Annotated in this window: 27 protein-coding genes and 1 other annotated feature; of the genes, 25 read left to right on the top strand and 2 right to left on the bottom strand. The window is 57.8% G+C overall.

Annotated features, from left to right (window positions below):
- The 18 genes from dtd to H8699_RS06270 all read left to right on the top strand — a co-directional run bounded on the left by dtd (position 1) and on the right by H8699_RS06270 (position 14,271).
- Positions 1-450, top strand: a complete 450-nt coding sequence (gene dtd, locus H8699_RS06355; protein ID WP_249284946.1) for a D-aminoacyl-tRNA deacylase — start codon at positions 1-3, stop codon at positions 448-450.
- Between the two features lie 12 nt (positions 451-462).
- Positions 463-1,101 carry an MBL fold metallo-hydrolase gene (locus tag H8699_RS06350; protein WP_249284945.1) on the top strand — a complete coding sequence of 213 codons (639 nt, stop codon included), beginning with the start codon at positions 463-465 and terminating at the stop codon, positions 1,099-1,101.
- Positions 1,089-2,603, top strand: a complete 1,515-nt coding sequence (gene hemZ, locus H8699_RS06345; protein ID WP_249284944.1) for a coproporphyrinogen dehydrogenase HemZ — start codon at positions 1,089-1,091, stop codon at positions 2,601-2,603. Before H8699_RS06350 ends, hemZ begins: the two co-directional genes overlap by 13 nt.
- A gap of 29 nt (positions 2,604-2,632) precedes the next feature.
- Positions 2,633-2,853 (top strand) — a binding site (T-box leader).
- Positions 2,854-2,938: 85 nt separating this feature from the next.
- Positions 2,939-4,207 (top strand): histidine--tRNA ligase, encoded by a 1,269-nt coding sequence (gene hisS / locus H8699_RS06340; RefSeq protein ID WP_249284943.1) that lies wholly within the window; start codon positions 2,939-2,941, stop codon positions 4,205-4,207.
- Between the two features lie 40 nt (positions 4,208-4,247).
- Positions 4,248-6,047: an aspartate--tRNA ligase gene (gene aspS / locus H8699_RS06335; protein ID WP_249284942.1), complete on the top strand. Its 1,800-nt coding sequence runs from the start codon at positions 4,248-4,250 to the stop codon at positions 6,045-6,047.
- A 1-nt stretch (position 6,048) separates the two neighbouring features.
- Positions 6,049-6,789: a tRNA threonylcarbamoyladenosine dehydratase gene (locus H8699_RS06330; protein ID WP_249284941.1), complete on the top strand. Its 741-nt coding sequence runs from the start codon at positions 6,049-6,051 to the stop codon at positions 6,787-6,789.
- A 2-nt stretch (positions 6,790-6,791) separates the two neighbouring features.
- Positions 6,792-7,256 (top strand): SoxR reducing system RseC family protein, encoded by a 465-nt coding sequence (locus tag H8699_RS06325; protein WP_249284940.1) that lies wholly within the window; start codon positions 6,792-6,794, stop codon positions 7,254-7,256.
- A gap of 5 nt (positions 7,257-7,261) precedes the next feature.
- Positions 7,262-7,579 (top strand): thioredoxin, encoded by a 318-nt coding sequence (trxA, locus tag H8699_RS06320; protein ID WP_249284939.1) that lies wholly within the window; start codon positions 7,262-7,264, stop codon positions 7,577-7,579.
- A 161-nt stretch (positions 7,580-7,740) separates the two neighbouring features.
- Complete coding sequence (locus H8699_RS06315) at positions 7,741-8,991, top strand: serine hydroxymethyltransferase (protein ID WP_407943997.1); 1,251 nt, start codon at positions 7,741-7,743, stop codon at positions 8,989-8,991.
- 251 nt (positions 8,992-9,242) lie between these two features.
- A complete protein-coding gene (locus H8699_RS06310; RefSeq protein ID WP_249284937.1) occupies positions 9,243-9,713 on the top strand; it encodes an RrF2 family transcriptional regulator in 471 nt (156 codons plus the stop codon).
- Positions 9,710-10,879: a cysteine desulfurase NifS gene (gene nifS / locus H8699_RS06305; protein WP_249284936.1), complete on the top strand. Its 1,170-nt coding sequence runs from the start codon at positions 9,710-9,712 to the stop codon at positions 10,877-10,879. Before H8699_RS06310 ends, nifS begins: the two co-directional genes overlap by 4 nt.
- 3 nt (positions 10,880-10,882) lie before the next feature.
- On the top strand, positions 10,883-11,260 hold the full coding sequence (nifU, locus tag H8699_RS06300) for a Fe-S cluster assembly scaffold protein NifU (RefSeq protein WP_138296101.1): 378 nt from the start codon (positions 10,883-10,885) through the stop codon (positions 11,258-11,260).
- 145 nt (positions 11,261-11,405) lie between these two features.
- Positions 11,406-11,918, top strand: a complete 513-nt coding sequence (locus H8699_RS06295) for a hypothetical protein (RefSeq protein ID WP_138296100.1) — start codon at positions 11,406-11,408, stop codon at positions 11,916-11,918.
- A complete protein-coding gene (locus H8699_RS06290; protein ID WP_171026060.1) occupies positions 11,908-12,072 on the top strand; it encodes a hypothetical protein in 165 nt (54 codons plus the stop codon). The genes H8699_RS06295 and H8699_RS06290 overlap by 11 nt, the downstream gene beginning before the upstream one ends.
- Before the next feature lie 69 nt (positions 12,073-12,141).
- Entirely contained in the window at positions 12,142-13,203 is a 1,062-nt protein-coding gene (locus H8699_RS06285; RefSeq protein WP_249284935.1) for an AI-2E family transporter, read from the top strand.
- Positions 13,204-13,286: 83 nt separating this feature from the next.
- Entirely contained in the window at positions 13,287-13,556 is a 270-nt protein-coding gene (locus H8699_RS06280; protein ID WP_138296098.1) for an IreB family regulatory phosphoprotein, read from the top strand.
- Complete coding sequence (ruvX, locus tag H8699_RS06275) at positions 13,556-13,987, top strand: Holliday junction resolvase RuvX (protein WP_249284934.1); 432 nt, start codon at positions 13,556-13,558, stop codon at positions 13,985-13,987. Before H8699_RS06280 ends, ruvX begins: the two co-directional genes overlap by 1 nt.
- Positions 13,988-13,992: 5 nt before the next feature.
- Positions 13,993-14,271, top strand: a complete 279-nt coding sequence (locus tag H8699_RS06270; RefSeq protein ID WP_138296096.1) for a DUF1292 domain-containing protein — start codon at positions 13,993-13,995, stop codon at positions 14,269-14,271.
- A 66-nt stretch (positions 14,272-14,337) separates the two neighbouring features.
- Here the strand turns inward: H8699_RS06270 and H8699_RS06265 are convergent, their stop codons facing one another.
- Both H8699_RS06265 and H8699_RS06260 read right to left on the bottom strand, forming a co-directional pair.
- Positions 14,338-14,553 (bottom strand): hypothetical protein, encoded by a 216-nt coding sequence (locus H8699_RS06265; protein ID WP_249284933.1) that lies wholly within the window; start codon positions 14,551-14,553, stop codon positions 14,338-14,340.
- On the bottom strand, positions 14,550-14,942 hold the full coding sequence (locus tag H8699_RS06260; RefSeq protein ID WP_249284932.1) for a hypothetical protein: 393 nt from the start codon (positions 14,940-14,942) through the stop codon (positions 14,550-14,552). Before H8699_RS06260 ends, H8699_RS06265 begins: the two co-directional genes overlap by 4 nt.
- 273 nt (positions 14,943-15,215) lie before the next feature.
- Between H8699_RS06260 and rpsB the strand changes: the two genes are divergently transcribed.
- The 7 genes from rpsB (at position 15,216) to H8699_RS06225 (ending at position 20,002) form a co-directional block, all read left to right on the top strand.
- Entirely contained in the window at positions 15,216-15,950 is a 735-nt protein-coding gene (rpsB, locus tag H8699_RS06255) for a 30S ribosomal protein S2 (RefSeq protein ID WP_147517780.1), read from the top strand.
- Between the two features lie 44 nt (positions 15,951-15,994).
- The gene (tsf, locus tag H8699_RS06250; protein WP_138296093.1) at positions 15,995-16,639 is read left to right on the top strand and encodes a translation elongation factor Ts; all 645 of its coding nucleotides are present in this window, start codon (positions 15,995-15,997) and stop codon (positions 16,637-16,639) included.
- 79 nt (positions 16,640-16,718) lie between these two features.
- Positions 16,719-17,435, top strand: a complete 717-nt coding sequence (gene pyrH / locus H8699_RS06245) for a UMP kinase (protein ID WP_147517781.1) — start codon at positions 16,719-16,721, stop codon at positions 17,433-17,435.
- Between the two features lie 68 nt (positions 17,436-17,503).
- The gene (gene frr / locus H8699_RS06240) at positions 17,504-18,061 is read left to right on the top strand and encodes a ribosome recycling factor (protein ID WP_138296091.1); all 558 of its coding nucleotides are present in this window, start codon (positions 17,504-17,506) and stop codon (positions 18,059-18,061) included.
- Complete coding sequence (locus H8699_RS06235; RefSeq protein ID WP_249284931.1) at positions 18,061-18,306, top strand: hypothetical protein; 246 nt, start codon at positions 18,061-18,063, stop codon at positions 18,304-18,306. Before frr ends, H8699_RS06235 begins: the two co-directional genes overlap by 1 nt.
- A gap of 68 nt (positions 18,307-18,374) precedes the next feature.
- Positions 18,375-19,133, top strand: a complete 759-nt coding sequence (locus H8699_RS06230; RefSeq protein WP_249284930.1) for an isoprenyl transferase — start codon at positions 18,375-18,377, stop codon at positions 19,131-19,133.
- Between the two features lie 74 nt (positions 19,134-19,207).
- Positions 19,208-20,002: a phosphatidate cytidylyltransferase gene (locus tag H8699_RS06225; RefSeq protein ID WP_249284929.1), complete on the top strand. Its 795-nt coding sequence runs from the start codon at positions 19,208-19,210 to the stop codon at positions 20,000-20,002.
- Positions 20,003-20,008 lie beyond the last annotated feature (6 nt).

The following is a 20,008-nucleotide window of genomic DNA, read 5'->3' as shown; positions in this document are numbered from 1 at the left end:
ATGCGAGCGGTAATTCAACGAGTGGCCCGGGCCAAGGTGGAAACCGGCGGGCAGACCTTAGGCGCCATCGGCAAGGGGCTGATGATCCTGCTGGGCGTGGAAAAAGGGGACACTCTGAAGGATGGGGAATACCTTTGCGATAAGATCGCTAACCTGCGCATTTTTGAGGACGAGGCGGAAAAGATGAACCTTTCGCTGCTGGATATCGGCGGCGAGGCGCTGATGATCTCTCAATTTACCCTATTGGGGGATGCGCGCCATGGCCGGCGGCCCGGCTTTACGGATGCCGAACTGCCGGAAAAGGCCGAGCCGCTGTACGAGGCCGCGCTCCTGCGCTTGGCGGGATACGGCCTGCGCGTGCAAAAAGGGCGCTTTGGGGCGGATATGCAGGTGGAACTGGTGAACGACGGGCCGGTGACTTTGCTGCTGGATTCCAAAAAGAAATTTTAAGGGGCGTGCAATATGCTGATCGAACGGATGGCCACGGGGCCCTTTGGCGTTAACACCTATCTGCTGGTTGAAAACGGCGCTTGTGCCGTGATCGACCCCGGCGGAGAAGGCCAGCGCGTTGCCGCGCGGGCGGCGCTGCTGGGTGCACAGGTGGAGATGATCCTCATCACTCATATGCATTTTGACCATATCGGCGGGGTGGATGAACTGGCGGCGGCGACAAAGGCCGCCGTTTATGCGCCGCTGGGGGAGCTGGAGGCTGGGCCGGATCCGGCTAAGAACCTGTCCGCCGGCATGGGGATCGCTCCGGTTTTTATGCGCACAGCGCCGGAAGGCCTGAAAGGCGGGCAGACGCTGTACCTTGCGGGGCAGCCGGTTAAGGTGCTTTCTACCCCCGGCCATTCGCCCGATGGGTTGAGTTTTTATATTGACGGGGCCGTCTTTACCGGAGATGCGCTGATGGCGGGCAGCATTGGCCGCACGGATTTTCCAGGCGGGGATATGCAAAAACTGCTATCGGGTATCCAAAAAGAGCTGCTGACCCTGCCGGAGGAGACCAAGGTTTATCCCGGGCACATGCAGGAGAGCACGATCGGCCGGGAGAAAAGGACCAATCCATTTTTACAAGGGGAAGACCTATGGGATCTATAACGCTTAAGATGCAGCACCCCGCCCTTTATAGCGAAGCGGGGGACGTGGTGCGCCTTTTTTACGGGGACACGCCGCTGACGCTTTATAGGGAGGGCGACATGGAACCCGAAGCGGACGTGATGATCGTCCAGCGCGCGCGGCGTGAGGGGGAGGGCTATCTGCACGAGGCCGTGCTGACAGGCCCGGACAGGGCGCCGCTTACCGCCGCCTATTGCCAGCAGGAGATGGGGGAGGGCACGCTGGAGCAAAAGCGGTATTTTAAGTACGGCGTCAAGATCGTCCTCTACCACCTGTTGACTCAGGCCACCGGCAAAGCGATGCCCTGGGGCTCGCTCACCGGCATACGGCCCACCAAGCTGGCGTATGAGCTGCTCGCGCAGGGGCGCTCTGTGCAGCAGGCGGCCCAATACCTGAAGGATACCTTTGATGTGAGCCGGGAAAAGGCGGACCTGCTTTTCCAGATTTTAAAGGCGCAGCAGGGCATCGTGTGCCACGAATCCTTCCGTCAGCTGGACGTGTATGTGGGCATCCCCTTTTGCCCGTCCCGCTGCACTTACTGCTCGTTTGCGGCCTGCGACATCCGCAAAAACCGCAAGTGGGTGGAACCTTACCTTGCGGCGCTGCACCACGAGATCAAGGTGTGCGGGCAGATGGCCCGGCAGGCCGGCTGGCAGGTACGCGCCGTATATTTAGGCGGGGGCACGCCCACGGCTATTTCCGCACAGCAGCTATGCGCGCTGCTGGAGGCGGTCAACCTGGCCTTCCCCGGCGCGGCGGAGGTGACGGTGGAAGCCGGCCGTCCGGATTCCATCGATCGGGATAAGCTGCGCGCCCTGCGGGATGCGGGCGTTAGCAGGGTCAGCATCAATCCCCAGACGATGAATGGGGAAACGCTGATGCGCATGGGGCGCACCCACACCCCGGAGCAGATCGTCCAGGCCTTTGCGCTGGCCCGGGAAGCGGGTTTTGAAGCCATCAATATGGATCTGATTGCCGGGCTGCCGGGAGAGAGCGCGCAGGATATGGCGCGGACGCTGCGCCAGATCGCGGCCCTTGCGCCGGATAACCTGACGGTGCACACCCTGGCTATGAAGCGGGCCAGCAAGCTCAAGGAGGAAAAGGGGCGCTACAGCCTGCCCAGCGGCGAAGAGGTCTTAAAAATGCTGGAGGCGGCGCGGGCGGCCGCTGCCGAATGGGGCATGGAGCCCTATTACCTCTACCGGCAAAAGTACATGACGGGCAACTTTGAAAATATCGGCTACAGCCTGCCGGGCAAGGCCTGTATTTATAATATCGACATCATGGAGGAGACCCACTCCATTTTGGCGTTGGGCGCGGGCGGTATCAGCAAATGGGTATATCCTGCGGAGAACCGGCTGGAGCGCACACCCAATGTGAAGAATATCGAGCAGTATATCGCCCGGGTAGACGAGATGATCGCCCGAAAGGAACCCAGATTGTGCGGGACGCTGCTTGACAGGCCAGAGACTGTCATTGTATAATGATAAAGTCTTATAAAGCATATAAGCGCGAAAAGACAATGAAGGGGAGAGTATTTCGGGATACGGGCCTGTAAGGGAGCGAAGATCGCCGACTGTAAGTTTTCGCCAGGCCCCCCGGGAGAATGACACCCCGGAGTCGGTTAGCTGAAAAAGCATAGTAGGCTAAAACGCCTGGCCCGCGTTACCGGGCCGATGAAGTGGGTTATCATACCAAATGGGGTGGTACCGCGGGGTGATCCCCGTCCCTTATCTTTGCCAAGTTGGGCAAGGGTGAGGGCTTTTTGCTATATAAGAGCGGTGAAGTATTGGTTAGTGAGAATAAAGGAGCGGTAAATATGGATTATCGGGCACCCAAGGGGACGACGGATGTCATCCCGGCGCAGAGCTACAAATGGCACTATATCGAAAGCAAGATACGTGAGGTGTGCGCGCTTTACGGCGTGCGCGAGGTGCGTACCCCCGTGTTTGAGCATACCGAGCTGTTTTTGCGCGGCGTGGGGGATACCACCGACATCGTGCAAAAGGAGATGTACACCTTTGAGGATAAGGGCGGCCGCTCGATCACCCTCAAGCCTGAGGGGACGGCGGGGGCCGCGCGCTGCTTTGTAGAGCGTAAGCTCTATAACGAGGCGCTGCCGGCCAAGATGTACTACCTCAATTCGCCCACCTTCCGCTATGAGAACCCGCAGGCCGGGCGCTACCGGGAGCACCACCAGTTCGGCATCGAGGTATTCGGCGCGCCGCAGGCTAGCTGCGATGCGGAGATCATCAGCTTAGCCTGGGCGGTGATCCAGGGACTGGGCGTAAAAAAGCTGACGCTGCACATCAATTCAATCGGCTGTCCGGAGTGCCGGCCCAAGTTCAACGAGGCACTGAAAAGCTATTTTGCCGCGCATGTGGACGAGCTGTGCGATACCTGCAAAGGCCGCCTGGAGCGCAACCCCCTGCGCATTTTAGATTGTAAGAGCCCGGTGTGCAAGCAGATCGCCCAAGGCGCGCCCAAGTGCATCGACCATCTGTGCCCGGATTGTAAGGCGCACATGGAGCAGTTAGAGGCGTATCTTACGCGCTTGGGCATCCCCTACGAGATCGACCCCATGATCGTGCGGGGGCTGGATTACTACACCCGCACGGTGTTTGAGATCATCTCTACCGATATCGGCGCCCAGGGCACGGTGTGCGGCGGCGGCCGGTACGATGGATTGGTGGAGCAGGTGGGCGGCCCCGCCATTGCGGGCATCGGCTTTGGCATGGGGATGGAGCGGCTGCTGCTGGTGATGGAAAGCCTGAACCTGCTGCCCGAAGAACCGGCGGTTACCCAGGTTTACGTGGCCTCGCTGGGCGAGGAGGCACGCGGCCCGGCGTTTGGTTTTTGTAACGAACTGCGCTTGGCCGGCGTGCGCGCAGACATGGACCATGTGGGGCGCAGCTTAAAGGCCCAGTTCAAGTTTGCCGGCAAGATCGATGCGCCGTTTGTGGCGATTATGGGCGGTGACGAGCTGGCAAGCGGCCAGGTCAAACTGCGGAATATGGCCACGCGCGAAGAGGAATTGCTGCCGCTTGATACCGCGGCAGCGGCCATCGCGGCCCGGCTGGCCCAATAACAACACTGAAATAAAGCGATTGATATAGGAGGAACGACGCATGGAAACATCGTTATCGGGCTGGAAACGCAGCTGCTACTGCGCACAGGTGGAAGAGAGCCGCGCCGGGCAGGAAGTCACGCTGATGGGTTGGGTGCAGCGCCGCCGCAACCTGGGCGGGTTGATCTTTGTATGGCTGCGGGATCGCAGCGGCATCGTCCAGCTGGTGTTTGACTCGGCGCAAGATGCCGCCCTGCAGGAGCAGGCGGAGACCATCCGCCATGAGGATGTGCTGGCGGTCAAAGGCATTGTAGTGCGCCGGCAGGAAAAGGATATTAATAAGGAGCTGGCCACCGGGGCGATCGAGATCGCGGTGAAGGAACTCAAGGTGCTCAGCCGTTCGGAAAACCTGCCCTTTAACCTGGATGAGGATACCGATAAGGTCTCCGACGCGCTGCGGCTAAAATACCGTTATTTAGACCTGCGCCGGCCTCAGATGCAGTCTACCTTTATGCTGCGCCACAGGGTAGCCCAGCTTGCCCGCCGCTATTTTGACGAGCAGGGCTTTTTAGAGCTTGAAACGCCCATGCTCACCAAGAGCACCCCGGAGGGCGCGCGGGATTATCTGGTGCCCAGCCGCGTGCATCCGGGCACGTTTTACGCGTTGCCCCAGTCCCCGCAGCAGTTTAAGCAGCTTTTGATGCTGTCGGGCTTTGACAAATATATCCAGATCGTGCGCTGCTTCCGGGATGAGGACCTGCGGGCGGACCGCCAGCCGGAATTCACCCAGATCGACCTTGAAATGTCCTTTGTAGAGGAAGAGGATGTGATGCAGGTCAACGAGGGGTTTGTACAGTTGGTCTGCAAAGAGGTGCTGGGAATGGACCTGCCCCTGCCATTGCAGCGGCTGCCCTATGCGCAGGCCATGGCGCGCTTTGGCTCGGATAAGCCGGATACCCGCTTTGGCATGGAATTACAGGATCTGTCCGGGGCGGTGCAGGGCTGCGGCTTCAAGGTATTTGCGGATGCGCTGGCGGGCGGCGGCAGCGTGCGCGCCATCGTGCTGGAAGGGCAAAGCCTGGCCCGCAAGGAGCTGGACAGGCTGGGCGAGCTGGTCAAGACCTACCACGCCAAGGGGCTGGCCTGGGCCGTACTGGGACAGGATGGCGTGCGCTCGCCCATCGCCAAGTTCTTTAGCGAAGAGCAGTTTGCTTCCGTTTGCCAAGCCGCCGGCGCTAAGACCGGCGATACGCTGCTGATGGTGGCCGACGCAAGCGATACCACCGTTTGCACGGCGCTGGGCCAGCTGCGTTTGGAGCTGGGGCGCCGATTTGGACTGATCGACGAGAGCAAATTCAACTTCCTGTGGGTCACGGAGTTCCCGCTTTTGGAGTGGGATGAGGAGGCGGGCCGCTTTAGCGCCATGCACCATCCCTTCACCATGCCCATGGATGAGGATATCGCCCTTTTGGAGACCGACCCGGGACGGGTGCGCGCCAAGGCGTACGATATGGTGCTAAACGGCACGGAACTGGGCGGCGGCAGCATCCGTATCCACGATTCCGCGCTGCAGGAAAAGATGTTTGGCGTGCTGGGCTTTACCAAAGAGCAGGCCTGGAACCAGTTTGGCTACCTGCTGGAGGCCTTTAAATACGGCACGCCGCCCCACGGCGGCATGGCTTATGGGTTTGACCGGCTGGTCATGCTGCTTTCGGGCAAGGATTCCATTCGGGACGTGATCGCCTTCCCCAAGGTACAAAACGCCTCCTGCCCGCTGACCGAGGCGCCCTGCGCGGTGGACGATAAGCAGCTGCGCGAGCTGGGGCTTAAGCTGGACCTGCCGGAAGGCGGAGAGGAATAAATTGGAGAACCAGTTGGAAAAAAGCCGCACGGCCATGCTGATCGGCGGCGAAGGGATCGCGGCTTTAGCCCGTGCCCGGGTGCTGCTGATCGGCCTTGGCGGGGTAGGCGGGCACGCGGCCGAGGCGCTGCTGCGCGCGGGCGTAGGGCACCTGACGGTGATGGATGGGGACAGCGTTTCCCTCAGCAATTTGAACCGCCAGCTGGTGGCTACGCAAAGGACGCTGGGGCAAAATAAGGCGCTGGCAATGGAGCAGCGGCTGCGCCAGATCTTTCCGGATGCGGATATTACCGCTTTGGCGCAAAACTATACGCCGGATAACGGGGCGGAGATTTTGAGCCGGGGCTTTGATTATGTGGCCGATGCGGTGGACGATGTGCGCGCCAAGCTGGACCTGGCCCGGCGCTGCAGCGAAATGGGGATAAGGCTGGTGGCCAGCATGGGCGCGGGCAACCGCCTGGACCCCACGGCCTTTCGCGTTGGGGATATTTTTAAGACCACGGGCGATCCGCTGGCCCGCAAGATTCGGCGAGAGCTGCGGGAAATGGGGATCAAAAAGCTAAAAGTGGTCTATTCTACAGAGCTGCCGCATAAGCCGGATTTAAGCTTTAGGCCCGAGCAGGACGCGGCGGCCCATCCGCCGGGCAGCATCGCTTTTGTGCCCGCAGCTGCCGGGCTGGCGCTGGCCGGCGCGGTGGTGAACGACCTACTATCCGCAGTGAATAAGAAGGAAGGTGCGTAAGCATGCTGGAGACCGGACAGGTGATTTCAGCCGAAAACGGACAGGCGCAGGTCCATTTTAAGCGCACATCGGCCTGCGAGCGGTGCGGCGCCTGCGGAATGTTGGCAAACGGGCAGGATATGATCGTTACTTTGGAGAATACTATAGAGGCAAGGCCGGGCGACCAGGTGGTGGTGCAGATGCAGACCCAGGGGATGCTGCAGGCCTCGGCCATCGCCTATGTGATACCGCTTTTGCTGCTGATTGCCGGCGCGGTATTGGGCAAATTGGCGCTGGCGCCACTTTTTGCAGGCGTTGAGAGCGATGTGGTGGCGGCAATCAGCGGGATCGCGCTTTGTGCGCTGGGCTTTTTGGGCATCCATCTTCTGGAGCCCAGGCTGCGCAGGCAAAAGCGCTTTCAGTTGCAGATGGTCTCGGTGCACAGGGCTGCGCAGGGACGGGAAGAAGAACAGATCGATAAGGAGTGAAGGTTATGGCAGTTGTTACGCTGACGAAGGATAATTTTGCAACCGAGGTAGAGCAGGCCCAGGAGCCTGTATTGGTGGATTTTTGGGCGACTTGGTGCGGCCCCTGCCGCATGATCGGCCCGGTGGTGGAGCAGATCGCCGAGGCGAACGCGGGCAAGCTCAAGGTGGGCAAGGTGAATGTGGATGAGCAGCCGGAGCTTTCGGCCCGGTTTGGCGTCATGTCCATCCCCACGCTGATCTTGTTTAAGGGCGGCCAGCAGGTGGAGCAGGTGATCGGCGCCAACCCCGGCGCGCTTAATGCCATGGTGCAAAACAATATCTAACGAACAGAACAGGTACAAAAACCCGGGCGGAATCTTTCCGCCCGGGTTTTGCTCTATCCCCTTGTTTTTCACGGCGGCTTTGTTTATAATCTACAAGTACGATAACGCTAAAAATAGCGGAAATGTTCGCTTTTTGAAATGCAAAGGGGATGTAATTGATGATTGATTTTCGCACCATTCGCCAGGCGGACCCTGAGATGGCCGACGCGCTGCAAAAGGAGCTGGGCCGCCAGCGGGACCATCTGGAACTGATCGCCTCCGAGAACTTCGTCAGCCCCGCGGTGATGGCCGCGGCCGGCAGCCACCTGACCAATAAATATGCGGAAGGGTATCCCGGCAAGCGCTACTATGGCGGCTGCGAATTTGTGGATATCGCCGAGGACCTGGCGCGCGACCGGGCCAAGGAGCTGTTCGGCGCCGAGCATGCCAACGTGCAGCCCCACTCCGGCGCGCAGGCCAATATGGCGGTTTACTTTGCCATGCTGCGCCCGGGCGATACCATCATGGGCATGAATCTAGCCCACGGCGGCCACCTGACCCACGGCAGCCCGGTCAATATGTCGGGCAGCTACTTTAACATCGTGCCCTACGGCGTACGCGAAGAAGATGGCCGCATTGATTATGAGGAGCTAGAGCGGTTGGCCAAGGAAAATAAGCCCAAGCTGATCCTGGCGGGCGCCAGCGCCTATCCCCGCACCATCGATTTTGAACGTTTCCGTAAAATTGCCGATGAAGTAGGCGCGCTGTTCATGGTGGATATGGCCCACATTGCCGGCCTTGTGGCCGCGGGCGAGCATCCCAACCCGGTGCCCTATGCGGATTTTGTGACCACGACCACCCATAAGACCCTGCGCGGCCCGCGCGGGGGCCTGATCCTGTGCAAGGCGGAATATGCCAAGGCCATCGACAAGGCGATCTTCCCCGGCACACAGGGCGGCCCGCTGATGCACATTATCGCCGCCAAGGGCGTGTGCTTTAAAGAGGCGCTGGGCGAGGGCTTCAAGGCCTATCAGCACCAGATCGTGCTAAACGCCGCGGCACTGGCCAAGGGGCTGAATGCCAAGGGCATCAACCTGGTATCCGGCGGCACGGACAACCACCTGCTGCTGGTGGACCTGCGCGCGCAGGAGCTGACCGGCAAGCTGGTAGAAAAACTGCTGGGACAGGCCAATATCACCGTGAACAAAAACGCCATTCCCTTTGACCCGCAAAAGCCGTTTGTAACTAGCGGCATCCGCCTGGGCACCCCGGCGCTGACCACCCGCGGGATGAAGGAGCCGGAGATGGAGAAGATCGCTGGCTTTATTGCCCGGGTGATCCTGGAGGGCGAATGCTGCATCGATGAGGTGCGCGCGCAGGTGCTGGAGCTGTGCCGCAGCTTCCCGCTGTACGAGGGCGACACCATCGATTAATCGGTTCAATTTAGTTGCACAGTAAAGTTCCCGGGAGGATCGATCCTCCCGGGAACTTTTTATTTGGAGAACCGCTATAGGCATTCAATTTGCTTTTTTCGGCACAAAAAAACGCTTACGCATAAGCTAGCCCAAAAACGTTTAATCTATCGGTAGAAAAACGAAATTTATACTTGACAAAACTTGTCGGAATTAGTATGCTGATATTGAAATCCGAGTGATTTAGTCAAGATTCAAAAGGGGGCGGGAGCGTGAAACTTTCCACAAAGGGCCGGTACGGCCTGCGGGCGATGTTTGCCCTGGCGAAAAGCTATGGCGAAGGGCCGCTGCCCCTGGGCGAGGTCGCCATGCAGGAGGCCATCAGCGAGGCCTATTTGGAGCAGCTGGTGCTGACGCTGCGCCGGACGGGCCTGGTACGTTCGGTACGCGGGGCGCAGGGCGGTTATGAGCTGGCAAAGGCGCCAGAGGAGATCACCGTAGGCGATATCATCCGCGCGCTGGACGGGCCGATGGCGCCCTCTATCTGCGTGATGAACGAGGAGGAAGGCGGCGCCAAATGCGCCCGCTCGGGCGGGTGTGTGACCCAGATCGTATGGGAAAAGATACGCGATGGGCTTAACGAGGTGCTCGACGGCATCACCTTGCAGAGCATGTTGGACGATGCAAAGCGCCTAAGCGCTTTCAATACACAGGAGAAGCCTTATAAGGGGTGTGTAAAATGAAAAAAGTATATTTGGACCATGCGGCTACGACCCATGTTAAAAGCGAGGTATTGGCAGCCATGCTGCCGGTGTTCGGCCAGAGCTTTGGCAATGCCTCCAGCATCCATGCTTATGGACGCGAGGCGCGTAAGTTGGTGGAAGACAGCCGGGAGCGCGTAGCAAAGGCGCTGGGCGCGAAGGCGGAAGAGATTTATTTTACCAGCGGCGGCACGGAGGCGGACAACCTGGCGCTTAAGGGCGTGGCTTTTGCCAATCAGAAAAAGGGCAAGCATATCATTACCTCAGCTATTGAGCACCACGCGGTGCTGCACACCTGCCAGTGGCTGGAAAAGCAGGGCTTTGAGGTGACCTACCTGCCGGTGGATGAGTATGGCCGCGTGCGGGTGGAGGATTTTGAAAAGGCCATTCGGCCCGATACGATCCTTGCCAGCATCATGTTTGCCAATAACGAGGTGGGTACCATTGAGCCTATTGAGGCGCTGGCCAAAGCGGCCCACGCGCATGGCGTGATCTTCCATACCGACGCGGTTCAGGCCGTTGGGCAGGTGGAGATCGACGTGGAAAAAATGGGGATCGACCTGCTCTCAATGAGCGGACATAAGATTTACGGCCCCAAAGGCGTGGGCGTACTGTATGTCAAAAAGGGTATCCGCTTTGAGGCGCAGATGCTGGGCGGCGAACACGAGCGGCGCCACCGCGCCGGGACGGAGAACGTGCCGGGCATCGTAGGCCTAGCCACCGCGCTGGAGCTGGCTACCGAGCAGATGCCCCAGGAGAACGCGCGGCTGATCGCGCTGCGGGACAGGCTGATCGCCGGGCTTTCCAAGATTCCTTATGCCAAGCTCAACGGCCACCCGACCCAGCGTCTGCCCAATAACGTGAACATGAGCTTTAGCTTTATCGAGGGCGAGGGCATGTTGCTCAGCCTGGATCTGATGGGCATCGCCGCCTCCAGCGGATCGGCTTGCACCTCGGGCTCGCTGGACCCGTCCCACGTGCTGCTGGCCATGGGCCTGAACCATGAGACGGCACACGGGTCGCTGCGGCTCTCCCTGGGTTCAGATAATACGCAAGAGGATATCGATTACGTGATCGACAAGCTCCCGGGCATCGTGGAGCGCCTGCGGCAGATGTCGCCGCTATATACGGAAGCGAAAGGGGAATAGGAGATGTATACTGAAAAGGTAATGGATCATTTCATGAATCCGCGCAACGTGGGCGAGATCGAAAACGCAGATGGCGTAGGCGAGGTAGGTAACGCCAAATGCGGCGATATCATGAAGATCTTCATCAAAGTAGAGGATGAGCGGATCGTCGACGTAAAGTTTAAGACCTTTGGCTGCGGCGCAGCCATCGCCTCGTCCAGCGTCGCCACCGAGATGATCAAGGGCAAGACCATTGACGAGGCGCTGGCTATCACCAACAAGATGGTGATCGAGGCGCTGGGCGGGCTGCCGGATGTGAAGATCCACTGCTCGGTTCTGGCCGAGGAGGCGTTGCGCTCCGCCATTGAGGATTACCGCAAAAACCACATGCAAAAAAGCTGAACGGGCGCATACATAAAAAGAAGGGCAAAAGCCATGCTATAAACAAGTAGCATGGCTTTTTTTATTGCGATTTGCCTCGAATTTCCGCTTATGCTTGGGGCAGTACGGGGACAAAATAAGGGAGCGGAAAGGAGAGCGGCTGAAATTGGCGCGATATAGACGAGTACAGGAATTGACCGGCCTTCCGGTCGTACAGATGCCCGATGGGGTGATCGTCGGCCAGGCAGAAGGCGCCCAGTGGAATCCCGGATCGCGGTATATCGATGGGATTTACTTCCGTGGCACAGGCGCATATCGTAAAAAAGCATATGCGGCGCGGCAAGATATCGTTCTGCTAGGCGCAGCCAGCATTTTAGTAAATCGCTCGGCTGCGGGGAACAAGCCGCCGGCTAAACCGCCGGGAGAGCAGGGCTGGCCTTTAAAAGTAGTGGACAGCGCGGGCGAGGAGCTCGGCACCCTGTCCGGCCTATTGGTGGAGAGCCACTCCTGCCGAGTATATGCGTTGGAGGTTTCCGAAGGGTTGCTGGCAGATATTCAGAAAGGCTATGCCATTATCCGCTATTTCGGCCTGCTGCCTGACCGCAAGAATCTGATTGCCGTGACCCAGGAGGAAGAAAAGACGATGCGCAAAAAAGGAGGTGAACTCTATGAAGGTTAGTACAGCAACCGGGATGATCGCCGGAGCCGCCGTTGGGCTGGCTGTGGGGATGATCGCCGCACCGATGGTAGAGAAAAATACCCAGCAATGGGTCAAGCAGGGCCGACGCATGGCACGGCGCTATGCCAGAAACATCGCCAAGGCGATGCACTAATATCCAAAGGGAAGTTATGCAAAAATGAAAGAGGGAGATGATTTCTCCCTCTTTTTTAGGCGGTGCCTTATGAACAGGAAAAAGAAAATTTATATCATAGCCGGGCTGGCTGCAGCTGTGGCGATCGTTTTGGCTGTATTGTGGCGGGGGATGCTGGTGAACCTGCTGTGGACGCTGCTGGGCGCGCTGTTTTTAGCCTATCTGTTAAACCCGCTGGTATCCTATCTGGGGGAACGGGCAGGGCGGGATTATGCCCTCTTTTTCCTGATGAGCGGCATCCTGGTCGTGCTGTTGCTGATCGCCGGGGTATTCGTGCCCCAGGCGGGGGAGGAACTGGCCAAGCTGGTGGGCAGCCTGCCTGAAAATATGCAGCGGCTGAGCCAGATCGTAAGCAGCCTGGATCAAAAGCTGCAGGCGATGAATATTCAGGTAGATCTGGCGGGGCTGGTGCAGAACTATATGGATCAGTTGCCCGAGCTGGGGCCCCAGCTGCTGGAGGCGACCATGAGCCATCTTCAGGGCTTTTTGGCCATTTCACCCTGGCTTTTTAGTATACCGATCATCACCTTTTACTTTTTAAAGGATAAGGATTATTTTGCGACCGAGCTGACCAAGCTCATCCCCGCAGGCAAGCGCGCAGGCGTTAAACGCACGCTGCGCCAGATCGATTCCGCGCTATGGAAATACCTGCGCGGGACGATCCTGCTGGCGCTGATCATGGGTACCTTAACCGGCGCGGGGCTGGCCATTATCGGCATCCCGTACTGGTTACTGCTGGGCATACTCATGTTCTTTTTCAACTTTATCCCGTACTTTGGCCCTGTACTTGCGGCCATCCCCATCCTGCTGGCGTCGCTGGCGGGTGGCAGCTGGCAGTTCATCTTTACCTTAGGGCTGCTGGTGGTGACCCAAAGCCTGCAGGGCGCGGTATTGGCCCCCAAGATCACCGGGGACAGCGTCAAGATCCACCCGCTTTATATCATGGTGCTACTTCTGGCGGCGGGGCAGCTTTTTGGCGTGGCCGGCATGCTGACCTCCGTGCCCATCATGCTGATGATCCGCATCGTGGTAAAGGGTGCCTACCGGGCGCGGGTGGAAAAGAAAACCATCAGCCCGGAGGAGATGAATTGAAATTTATGGGGCTATCCTGTATAATATAGATTAGTTCAGGTTTCCAGCGCCGCAAGACATGCAAATGAAAAGGAGCGCAACCCATGAGTGAATTTAACGATACCATCCAATTTCAAGTATCGCGTGACGATGAAGCGACCGTACGCGATATTATGACCCGGGTTTATGTTGCGCTTCGCGAGAAGGGATACGACCCTGTAAACCAGATCGTGGGCTACATCATCTCGGGCGACCCCACCTATATCACCAGCCACCAGAACGCGCGGTATCTGATCCGCCGGCTGGAGCGGGATGAGATATTGGAGTATGTGGTCAAATTCTATCTGGATAGTCTCCATATCGAGGAAAACTGATGCGCGCCATCGGCCTTGATGTGGGCAACAAGCGCATCGGCATAGCGGTTAGCGATGCGATGGGCTGGACGGCGCAGCCGCTTACGGTGTACCGGCGCAAGGGCGAGGCAGAGGATATCGCCGCGCTTTGTGAGCTGATTGCCGATCAGCAGGCGGATGTGCTGGTCATCGGGCTGCCCAAATCCATGGACGGGAGCCTGCGCGGACAGGCTCTGCTGACGCAGGCCTTCGGCGAAAAGCTGGCCGCGGGCTGCGGACTTGAGCCGGTCTGGTGGGATGAGCGGATGACCACGAACATGGCCCATCAGGTTCTGATCCAAGCGGACGTCAGCCGGAAAAAGCGCAAAAACGTGGTCGATAAGATCGCGGCGGTGTTTATCTTACAAAATTATCTGGATTACCTGAGCATGCAACCACAAAAGACGAAGTGAGGGGAATGGCATTGGCGGACAATGGCGAATACGAAGTGATCGAGCTGATTGGAGAAGATGGAGAGGGCGTCGCGTTCCACCATCTGCTGACGTTTGAGTACAACGCAAAGCATTATCTCGCCCTCCAGCAGGTGGAGGACGAGGAGGATATGGTCACCATCATGCGGATCGATGAGGAGCCTGATGGCGGCGAGGTCTATGAAGTGATCGAGGATGAGAAGGAGCTGGATGCGGCCTTTAACGAATTCGTTGCGATCATGGAACAAGAAGAGGAAGAAGAATAAGTTTGTTTATGAAAAAAAGCGGGTAAATCAATTTTGATTTACCCGCTTTTTTGTATTTATCACTAGTTATTTGGTCAGCGTTTTATAATCGATCTCGGCGAAATACTGCTGGTAAACGGATTTAAAAGCGTCGCTGTAGTTGGTGTCGAGCATCATGGGCTCGTTGGTCCCCAGCATACCCAGGTCTACGGCGGTGTACACCGAAACCACGGCGATATCCCGGCCGTCCAGATTAATGCTGATAATGAGGCCCTGACAGGGGACCTGATCGAGCTGGATCACATCGCCGAACAGGCGCATGACCTGTAAAAGCGCGTCCGCAGATCCCGCTTGCTGGTATAACCCGCAGAGCTGATAGGAAGGGTAAGCTGGTACAGGTCTGGATCGGAAACATCGGTGATCTTAAAGTAATATTTTTCGGCTATCGCATTAAATTGAGCGCTGGGGGAGAGCACGCTGCCCGTAGTCCCCTTATTGGCTGAAGACGCCGTAGCAGGCTTGGCCGTTGCAGCTGCCTGGCTGGGCGCAGCTGTCGCTGTTGCCGGTACAACTGTGGCCGTTGCGCTGGCGGAAACCGTTGCGGCCGCCTGTTTGGCCGGCGCGAAGGTACAGCCCGCGGTACTGAGCGCAGCCAGGGCGGCAATGAGTGCAAGCGTGATGATTTTCTTCATACAAAAACCCCTCTCCAAATTTTTGCAAAAGTCCTAGGAATTGAGTGAAAAGAAATGCAATTCTACATATCATCATATCGATTTCCCCGAAAATCGACAATCGTCCGACAAGGTGAGGTATGTTTGCAGCCAAAAAGCGCGCTTGCATTGCCGGCGGGGTTATGATATAATTTTTCAGGAAAAACACACCCCTAGTGGATGAATGGGCTCGTGCCGTAAATGGTCACCCAGGTAAGATGAAGCAGGGGAAGGAAAAAACGAGGAGGTTTTTTTATGTCCGTTATTTCTATGAAGCAGCTGCTCGAAGCCGGTGTGCACTTTGGCCACCAGACCCGCCGTTGGAACCCCAAGATGGCGCCCTATATCTTTACGGAGCGCAACGGTATCTACATTATCGACCTGCAAAAGACGGTGAAAAAGGTGGACGAGGCCTATATGTTCGTCCGCGATATTGCCATGCAGGGCGGCGATATCCTGTTTGTAGGCACCAAAAAGCAGGCGCAGGAGTCCATCGAGGTGGAGGCGCAGCGCTGCGGCATGTATTATGTGAACCAGCGTTGGCTGGGCGGCATGCTGACCAACTTTAAGACCATCAAGACCCGTATCCAGCGTTTGGATCGCATCGATAAGATGGAGGCCGACGGCGATTTTGAAGTGCTGCCCAAAAAGGAAGTGCTGCAGCTCAACGCCGAGCGCGAGAAGCTGCTCAAAAACCTGGGCGGTATCCGTAAGATGCCCCGCCTGCCGGGCGCGCTGTTCATCGTAGACCCGCGCAAAGAGCACATCGCCGTATCCGAGGCGCGTGCGCTGGGGATTCCGATCGTGGCGATCGTGGATACCAACTGCGACCCGGACGAGATCGATATGGTGATCCCCGGCAATGACGACGCCATCCGCGCGGTGAAGCTGATCGCCGGTAAGATGGCCGACGCCGTGCTGGAAGGCCGCCAGGGCGAGCAGATGGAAGAAGCCGAGGCTGAGGCTGAGGCCGTGGAAGCTGCCGAATAAGGATCAGATAAACTTTAGGATAAAAGCATCGGGAGGAAAGTGCTATGATTACTGCGCAACAGGTTAAAGAGTTACGCGAGCGCACGGGCGTAGGTATGATGGATTGCAAACGCGCTTTGAATGAGGCCAACGGCGACATGGATAAGGCCATCGAGCTGCTTCGCGAGAAGGGCCTGGCCGCCGCGGCGAAAAAGGCCGGGCGCATCGCTGCCGAGGGTATCGTTGAGGCGTACATCCATATGGGCGGCAAGATCGGCGTTATGGTCGAGGTCAACTGCGAGACCGACTTTGTGGCGAAAACGGCGGAGTTCAAGGCCTTTGTGCGGGATATTGCCATGCATATCGCCGCGGCGAACCCCACTTATTTGAAAAAGGAAGACGTGCCCCAGGATGTGCTGGATAAGGAGATGGAGATTCTGCGCCAGCAGGCTCTCAACGAGGGCAAGCCTGAGAAGATCGTCGAGCGCATGGTGCAGGGCCGTATCGAGAAGTTCTACAAAGATGTTTGCCTGCTGGAGCAGCCCTTTGTTAAGGACAACGATAAGACCATCAACCAGATGGTGCAAGAGCAGATCGCGACCATTGGCGAGAACATGAATATCCGCCGCTTTGTCCGCTATGAGATGGGCGAAGGGTTGGAGAAGCGCCAGGATAATTTTGTGGACGAGGTTATGAGCCAGATGAAATAATCCGTTATGGATGCTCAAAAAACGAGAACACCTTGTGTTCTCGTTTTTTGCAACAATTATGTAAAGGGGGGCTTTCCTCATGGCAGAACCGGCTTATAAAAGAATCATGCTCAAACTCAGCGGCGAGGCGATCGTCGGGGAAAACGGCCAGGTGATCAACTTCGACGTGGTGGGTAAAATTTGCGATCAGATCATCCAGGTGGTGCAGATGGGCATCGAAGTGGGTATCGTCATCGGCGCAGGGAATATCTGGCGCGGCCGCCAGGGCAGCAATATGGACCGGACCACGGCGGACTATATGGGTATGCTGGCCACCGGCATCAACGCGCTGGCCCTTCAGGATGCGATGGAGCAGCGCGGGGTGCCCACGCGGGTGCTCAGCGCCATCGAGATGCGCGCGGTAGCGGAGCCTTACATCCGCAGGCGCGCGGTCCGGCATCTGGAAAAGGGGCGCGTGGTGATCTTCGCCTGCGGCACGGGCAACCCGTTCTTTTCTACGGATACCACCGCTGCGCTGCGCGCGGCCGAGATCGACGCAGAAGCGATCCTGCTGGCTAAAAACGTGGATGGGGTGTACGATTCGGACCCCAAAGTCAACCCCAATGCCAAGCGTTTCTCGCAGATCGATTATATCGATGTGCTCAACCGCGGGTTGACGGTAATGGATACGACGGCTATTACGCTGTGCATGGATAACAAGATCCCGATCGTGGTTTTTGGCCTTAACGAGGAGAACAGCATCCGCCGCGCGGTGATGGGAGAAGAGTTTGGCACCCGCGTGGGCGCGCTGCTCTAAGAAATAGGTTGTATCCGCTGGCAAAATTCGGTACAATAAAGTTAAGTTAAACAAGGAGGCGGTACAAAATGGCAAACGACGTACTGGCTACGGCGAAAGAAAAAATGGCCAAGACCCAGAGTGTACTCCAAAAAGAGCTTTCCAGCTTGCGCGCCGGACGGGCGAACCCGCAGCTGTTAGACCGCATTACAGTCGATTATTACGGCACGCCCACCCCGCTGACCCAGATCGGCAACATCTCGGCGCCCGAGCCGCGGATGCTGGTGATCTCCCTTTGGGATACCAGCATGATCTCGGCAGTGGAAAAGGCGATCAACGCCTCGGATCTGGGCATCCATCCTTCCAACGATGGTAAGGTGATCCGCCTGGTGGTGCCGGAGCTGACCGAGGAGCGCCGCAAAGAGCTGGTCAAACTGGTGAAAAAGCAGGGCGAAGAGGCCAAGGTGGCGGTGCGCGCCATCCGCCGGGATGCCAACGACGCGCTGAAAAAGATGCAAAAGGCCAGCGAGATTACCGAGGACGACCTCAAAACGTTGGAAGCGGACGTGCAAAAGGCGACGGATAAGGCCATTAAAGAGATCGACGGCATCCTTGCGCAAAAAGAAAAGGAAGTTATGTCGGTTTAATGGATGAGCTGCAAAAATACCTGGGCTGGCCGCTGGAAGAGGTGAAGGCCGCGCTTGGCGGACAGTATACCTTGCGGGTGAAGCTGACGATGCCCCAGCGTATACGGCATTACGACGCGCGGTTAAAGGATTTGCGCGTGATCAGGCTCAGGGCGCTGGACGCGCAGGGGACGCAGCGCGCGGTGGTGGAGATCATCGCCGGCGCCTTTGCCTACGCGCCGGCGGCGTGCGCAAAAATGGAATGATGAAATATTTGCCCAGGGCTGTCTTGCGATGGCCTTGGGCGAATTTTTAGGAAAGAGGCTCCATACAAATGAAGTGGTTCAAGAAAAAGGCGGTGCAGCCTGGCGCTATCGCGCTGGATCGCTCGCCGGATAAACTGCCCCGGCATATCGCGATGATCATGGATGGAAACGGGCGCTGGGCTAAGCAGCGGGCGCTGCCGCGCACGGCAGGGCACCGGGCGGGCATGGAAACGCTGGAAACCATCATCCGTGCGTGTGACGAGCTGGGCATCGAGGCCCTGACGGTTTACGCCTTTTCCACCGAGAACTGGGCGCGGCCCAAAGAAGAAGTGGCCATGCTGATGAACCTGCTGGTGGAATACTTTGAGAAAAAGATCGACGAGCTGGACCGCAACGGCGTTTGCATCCGCATCCTGGGGTTTGAGGAGCAGACCCCCTCGCGCGTGCGCGAGGTGATGGAGCGCGCCTGTGTGTGCACGCGGGATAACAAGGGGTTGAAGTTTAACATCGCCTTTAATTATGGCGGGCGGGGTGAGATCGTGCAGGCGGCCAAGCGCTTTGCGCTGGACGTTGCCAAGGGCAACGTGCAGGCCGAAGCGCTGGATGAGGATGGTTTTGGCCGGTACCTGTTTACGGCGGGCCTGCCCGAGCCGGACCTTTTGATCCGCACCAGCGGAGAACAGCGGCTGAGCAACTTTTTGCTCTATCAGCTGGCGTATGCGGAGTTCGTATTTACCGATGTGTACTGGCCGGATTATACCAAGGAGGAATTTTTCCGGTCGATCGCGATTTACCAAAGCCGCAGCAGGCGATTTGGCGGTGTTTAAACCGCGGGGATATGGTATAATAAATCGTTGGCAACCAAAAAAACGCCCTTTCCGGGCAGAAGGACGTAGATGAAATGGGAACACGCATCATAACGGGTATCGTCGCGCTATGTATGGTGGCGTTTTTTCTGACCTTCCGCGGTTGGGCGGCGGACCTGATGCTGATTGCCTTTTTGCTGGTGGCCCAGTGGGAAGTGCTGACTGCGCTCAAAAGTAAATATCCCAAGATCGGGCGGTGGCCGGTCTATATTTTCGGCATCCTGCTGCTGCCGGCCTTTTTGTGGAAGGGCCTTACCGGCGCGGTGATCCTGCTTTCCGCCTGCCTGGTGGCGCAGATGACCTGCGCGCTGTTCGAGGGGCGAAGTGTGGATAACATTATCGCAGGTTCGTTTACCCTCTTATATCCCTCGCTGCCCTTCGCGTTTTTGATCGCGCTCAACCACTGGCCGGATTATTGGGTGGGCCTGTACGGTCTGCTCATCGCGGTGGCGGGTTCGTCCATCTGCGATATTGGGGCGTACTTTACCGGCACCTTTATCGGCAAACACAAGCTCTGCCCGGAGATCAGCCCCAAAAAGACGGTGGAGGGCGCCATTGGCGGCTTTGTGTGGAACTTGATCTTTTGCATGGGGGTAGGGTATTTTGCCCAAGGCGCGGGCATTCCCCTGTGGCATTTTGCGATTTTGGCGGTGCTCAGTTCTCTGGCCGGGGAGCTTGGGGATCTGGCGGCCTCGCAGATCAAGCGGTTTTGCGGCATTAAGGATTATGGCAAAGTCTTTCCAGGTCACGGCGGGGTGATGGACCGGTTTGACGGCATCGTCTTTAACGCAGTGGCGGTATTTGGATACTTTACGTTGTTCCTCTTGTAGGGTTAG

This window comes from Luoshenia tenuis, from assembly GCF_014384745.1.
GTDB lineage: Bacteria > Bacillota > Clostridia > Christensenellales.
The sequence above is the reverse complement of the archived record's forward strand: the minus strand, read 5'-3'. Positions and strand labels throughout refer to the sequence as shown.